Genomic DNA, 4,967 nt, shown 5'->3' on the forward strand with positions numbered 1-4,967 from the left:
CAGTTGCGCACGCGTCATGAGTACCGGACTACCGGATCTGCCCTCGCAGCGAGGGCAGATCCCGCAAACCGATCACGACTCAATACAGGGCCTAGAAGGATCTCCATACAGGCCGGCTGAACTGCAGTTGATTGATCGAAGGCGCACGAGGCATGCCCCTGGTCACCCGCGCCCTGCGGGTCGATGACCGCTCAAGCCCGCTGGGCGCGGAACGACGCGGCGCGCCGCTGGTTGCGCGACCCCTCGGACCTGCCTGAGCCGCAGCGGTGGCGGCTGGGCGGGAGGCCTTCCTCCGCCGCGGCGGCCGCGACCTGTTCGCAGCGCAGGGCCACTCCCGGTCGTGCATCCGCCCGCCCGGCGCAGCTGGCGCGGCCCTCTGCGGGCGGAGCAGGCCGCCTGCGGGCTCAGTGCAGGGGCTTGACGATCGTGTGGGTGATGACCTGGTTGCTGATGTGCTTCACCTCAAGCCTCTGAGTGCCTGCCTGAGGGGCCGGCGTCTTCGCCGGGGCCCGCTCGGCCACAGCCTCGACCTCGGCCGCGGACTCTTCCTCGTCAGCCATGATGTGTTCCTTGTCTTCCGTATACCGCTTGCCCCGCCAGCCTCCCCACCCGGACCGCCGGACAACCGGCGATTCCCAGCCCCCCGGCACCGGCACAAGCAGGCCAGCACCCCCACCGGCCTGCGACTGCGAGGGGGGCTTCAGTCGGCCGGGGCAGGCCAGGCGAACGTCAACCCGGGCCCTGCGCAGCGGCACCGCCCACAGGCCCGGGCCCCGGAGCGGGACCGGGCGTGACCGGGAGACGGCGGGCCACGGCACCGGCGGGGTACATGCTGCCGTGTGCCGCTGCAGCCCGTACTCATTACGACGGGCCCTGCAGCCCGGCCGCCCGGTCAGCTGGCGAGGACGTAGGCCAGAAGAAGCATGACGGAGACGGTCACGCACATGAAGACCACATGGCGGACCGGGACCACGCGGCCGCCGGCCTGGGGTGCCGGGTGCTCTGCGCCGGACCGCAGGTGGTCGCGCAGAATCCTGCCCGACGGGATCGCTCCGATGGTGAAGCCGACCCAGGTGAAGGAGTACATGACCATCATCTGCCGGGCGTTCCACGGTACGGCGCCCAGCGCCCCCAGCGCCGTCATCACCAGCAGGAACACGACGGAAAGACCGGCCGCGACGGCGGTCGGTCTGCGCATCCCGAGGCAGCGGTGTACACCGGCACACAGGACGCAGGTGGCGAACACGGCCATGGCCACCAGCCAGCCGAGGGGGATACGGGTGAGGATGTGGGGTCCCTTCGGGTCGGGCCAGGGGCTGACAGCGTACGTCGTCCCCTGGCCCGACCGCGTCTCAGGCCGCCGTCACCGTCCGGCCCGTCAGCCGAAGAGCGAGGACAGGGTGGAGGTGACTGGCGAGATCAGGTCGTGGCCGAATTGCGTGATCTTCGTGGCGACGGGGGCCACGACCTTCCCGCCGACCTTCGACAGCGAGCCGATCCACTGGGACTGGCCGAAGGTCAGGACGCCGAGGGCGGTGCTGCCCGCGGAGGCCCAGAACTCGCTGCTGTTCCAGCCGTAGCCGATTCCTGTGAGAATCGTGCTGACGCCGGACACCGCCATGGAGGCGATGCCAAGTCCGAAGGCCAACGGCTCCAGGACGATCGCGGCCGGCGGGAACAGCAGGCCCCCCAGACCTGCCAGGGCGCTGGCGTATCCGAGGCCGGTGCTGAGCCAGCTCGTGGCGTTGGCCCACCACTTGACGTCCTTGTACCAGGGGGTGCCGCCGCCGCCCTGGACGGTGTCGTTGTCGGGTGTGTCGGCTGGGGACTTGCCAGCGTCCTTGGCCGCCTGGGCGTCCGCCGCCGCCTGCCGGGCCGCCGCCGCCACCTCCTGCGCGCGCTTGTCGGCGGCGATCTGGTGGGCCTGGCTCGCGGCCTGGGCCGCCGTCTGCGCGTCCTGGCCGGCCTGGGTGGCCGACGCGTGGGCGGAAGCAGCGGAAGCCTGGGCCGCGTTGGCCGACGCGGCCGCGCTGCGTGCCGAGTCGAAGGCGCGGTTGGCCGAGTAGTTCGCCGAGCGGGCGGCGGTACGGGCGGTTGCCGCTGCCTGGCTCGCCCGGTCGGCGGCGGCCTGCGCGTCCTTGGCGGACTGGTCGGCCGCGTCGGCGTTCGTCTTCGCCTGCTGGGCGGACGTGGCGGCCTGCGCGGCCCAGTCCTTGGCCTTGTTCGCCCACTGGACGGCTTCCGCTGCCGCGTTGCGGGCGACGGCCGCCGCCTGCTGGGCGCGTGCGGCGTCCTCCTGGGCCTTCTGCGCGATCTTCGCCGCTGCCGCGATGGCTCCCTGCATGGCGGCGATGTGGCTGGCCGAGTCGGCGTCGAGCTGCGCCGTCTTGTACTGCACCGCGCCGATGAAGTTGCGGCGCATCCACGTCGGTCCCTCCATCGCCGCCTGGGCGTGCGCCCTGGTGTAGGGGCCGGCCTTGTCCGAGGAGAGCAGGGCGGCGGTGGCGACGGCGTCGTCCTCGCGCTGGGCCGCCTCGCCGGTGACGGTGAGGAACTGGTACAGGGCCTCTGTGGTGCCGGCGTTGAGTGCGTCGTTGGCCGCCTTGGTGACGGCCTTGCCCGGGTTGGCGGCCAGTGCGCGGGTGACCGCGACGCGGGCTTCCATCGCGGAGGCCTGGACGAGCCCGCCGTCGAGGAACTTGCCGGCGGCGTCGGGGTCGCTGCTCTCCAGGGCCCTGGCTGCGGCGTAGCCGATGTCCGGCGGCAGGGTGCGGGCGAGGTAGAGGCTGGTCTCCCGGTCGTCCTGCCGCTGGGCGAGCTGCCGGTCGGTGTCGATCCAGACGTGGATGTCGGAGTCGGCGCCGGACAGGGCGAACCGGGCGGCCTCGTGGGACCAGGTGCCGTGGGAGCCGCTCATGACGGCGACGGCGGCCTTGCGTCCGAGTCCTGACGCCTGGGCGGTGTTGCCGGCCTTCAGGGCGGTTTCGGCCTGGGCGATGAGGTCCTTGGTGGCCTGGGCGGCCTGCTCGGCCTGGGTGCGCTTCTCGGCGTAGGCGGCCCGCTCGTTCTGCTCGATCTGGGCGAGCAGGCGGACCTCCTGGATCGCCCGCTGGGTGTCCTGGTCGAGGCGCTGCCACTCCGCCTCTCGGGCGGCCTTCTCCACCTCGACGGCCTTGGCGACCGCTTCGGTGGCGGTGTTCGCGGCCTTGGTGGCCTCGTTGGCGAAGTCCGTGGACTTCTTGGCGTACTCCACGGCCTGGCCTGCATACTGCGCCGCCCACTCCGCCGCCGCGGCGGCGTTGTCCGCGTGGCCGGCGGCGCTGTTGGCCGCGTCCCGGGCGGTACGGGCTGCGGCTGCGGCCGAGTTGGCCAAGGTCTGGGCGGTCCCGGCCGCGTTGGTGGCGATGGTGGCGTTGGTGCTGGCGATCTGCGCCTGGCGCTTGGCTTCGGCGGCTTCGGCCTGCGCGGCGCCTGCGGCTTCGGCGGCGGCGGCCGAGGCGCTGGCGGCGGACGCGGCGTTGCGGGCCGCAGAGGCGGCCGCGCTGCCGGCGTTGGCGGCCTGGGCGGAGGCGGTGGCCGCGCTGTCGGCGGCGGCGGCCGCGCTGCGCGCCTGGGCTGCGGCGTTGCGGGCGACCAGGGCGGCGTCCTTGGCTGCCTGTGCCTGGGAGGCGTCCTTGGACGCGGCGATGGCGGCGTTGTAGGCCTGTGCGGCGGCGGAGCCGGCGTTGGCGGCGGCCTGGCTGGCGGCGGTGGCGGCGTAGGCGGCCCGGCGCGAGGCCTGGATGGCGGCGTGGGAGGCAACGGTGGCGACACGGGCCGCATCGGCGGCGCCGCTTGCGGCCTCGCTGGCCTTGCGGGCCGCCCTGCCCGACTTGGCCACGTCCGCCTGCGCGGCCTGGGCCTCAGCGGCAGCCTTTTCCGCGGCTTCCTTGGCCTTGGCGGCGGCCTCGACGGCACGGGCCGAGGCCTCCTCGGCCTGCTTGGTCATCGCGTCGGCCTTCTTGCCCTCGCGCTGGACGACCGCGACCAGTTCCTGGATCTTCATGGCCTCCTGGTCACGGGCCCGCGCGATGTGCTGGCCGATCTCCAGGAACCACTCGACGTCCCGGGCGCTGCCCGAGAGCGCCCGGGTCGCGTACTTCTGCACCTCCGGGCCCGACTGGAAGGAGAGCTTGGAGACCTCGACCCGCATGTCCTCCAGGCGGGCCGTGTACTGGCCGTCCAGGAGGAACGTCTCGAGCGCCGCCTGCGAACCGTCGTTCAGGGCGGTGTTGCCCACGCGGTTGACGGCCTTGCCGCCCACGGCCATGACCGTGGTCGTGGCCACGCGCAGGTCTTCCATGATGGCGCCCTTGAAGCCGCCGGCGAGGTAGGCGGCGATGGCGGAGTCGCCGCCGTTGATCGCGGTGGTGGCTTCGCGCCTGCTGCCCTTGCCGCCGCCGGCGAGGGAGCTGATGATCGCGACGCGGTTGTCCTCGGCGGTCTCCGAGGCCAGTTTCGTGGCCAGGAAGCTCTGGACGTCGGCGTCGGTGCCGGTCAGTGCGGCGGCAGCAGCGGCCCGGACGGCCTTGCCGCCCAGCAGCCAGGCCTTGACGACCTTGGCGCGGTCGGTGTCGGGAAGCCGGAACGGGTCGCCGTCGCCGCCGTCCGGCGGTGGAACGGCGGCCAGTGCGGCAATGGGGTTGAGGACGAGGCTCGATGCGGTGACGGCAACCGTGGTGGCGGCAACGGCACCGAGAACGCGGCGCCGGCTCCAGTACGTGGTGTCCAAAACGGCCCTTCACTGTTGACGCCCGAGGGCGGGCGTGGTCCTTGGCCGAGGCAAGGCAGTGCTCTCGGCGCATACGGGTCGGTGGGGCGTTACGGCAGCTCGATGGCGTTCCAGTCCCAGCCCGCGGCGGCGGGGACGGCAGCGCTGGAGGTGAAGGGCTGGATGTGCCCGGCGGCGTCGGCCAGGCCGGTGAACA

The 4,967-nt window shown here is 73.1% G+C and carries 3 protein-coding genes; all 3 read right to left on the reverse strand.

Going from position 1 to position 4,967, the window contains the following annotated elements; genetic code table 11:
• Positions 1–404: 404 nt before the first annotated feature.
• Positions 405–560, reverse strand: coding sequence for a hypothetical protein (locus tag AB0469_RS22325; protein ID WP_366453159.1), 156 nt, complete (start codon positions 558–560; stop codon positions 405–407).
• 332 nt (positions 561–892) lie between these two features.
• The gene (locus tag AB0469_RS22330; RefSeq protein WP_366453161.1) at positions 893–1,198 is read right to left on the reverse strand and encodes a hypothetical protein; all 306 of its coding nucleotides are present in this window, start codon (positions 1,196–1,198) and stop codon (positions 893–895) included.
• Between the two features lie 180 nt (positions 1,199–1,378).
• Positions 1,379–4,771, reverse strand: a complete 3,393-nt coding sequence (locus tag AB0469_RS22335) for a hypothetical protein (RefSeq protein WP_366453162.1) — start codon at positions 4,769–4,771, stop codon at positions 1,379–1,381.
• Between the last annotated feature and the right edge of the window lie 196 nt (positions 4,772–4,967).

Origin of the sequence: Streptomyces sp. NPDC093801 (genome assembly GCF_040701585.1) — a bacterium.
In the GTDB taxonomy this organism is placed as follows: domain Bacteria; phylum Actinomycetota; class Actinomycetes; order Streptomycetales; family Streptomycetaceae; genus Streptomyces.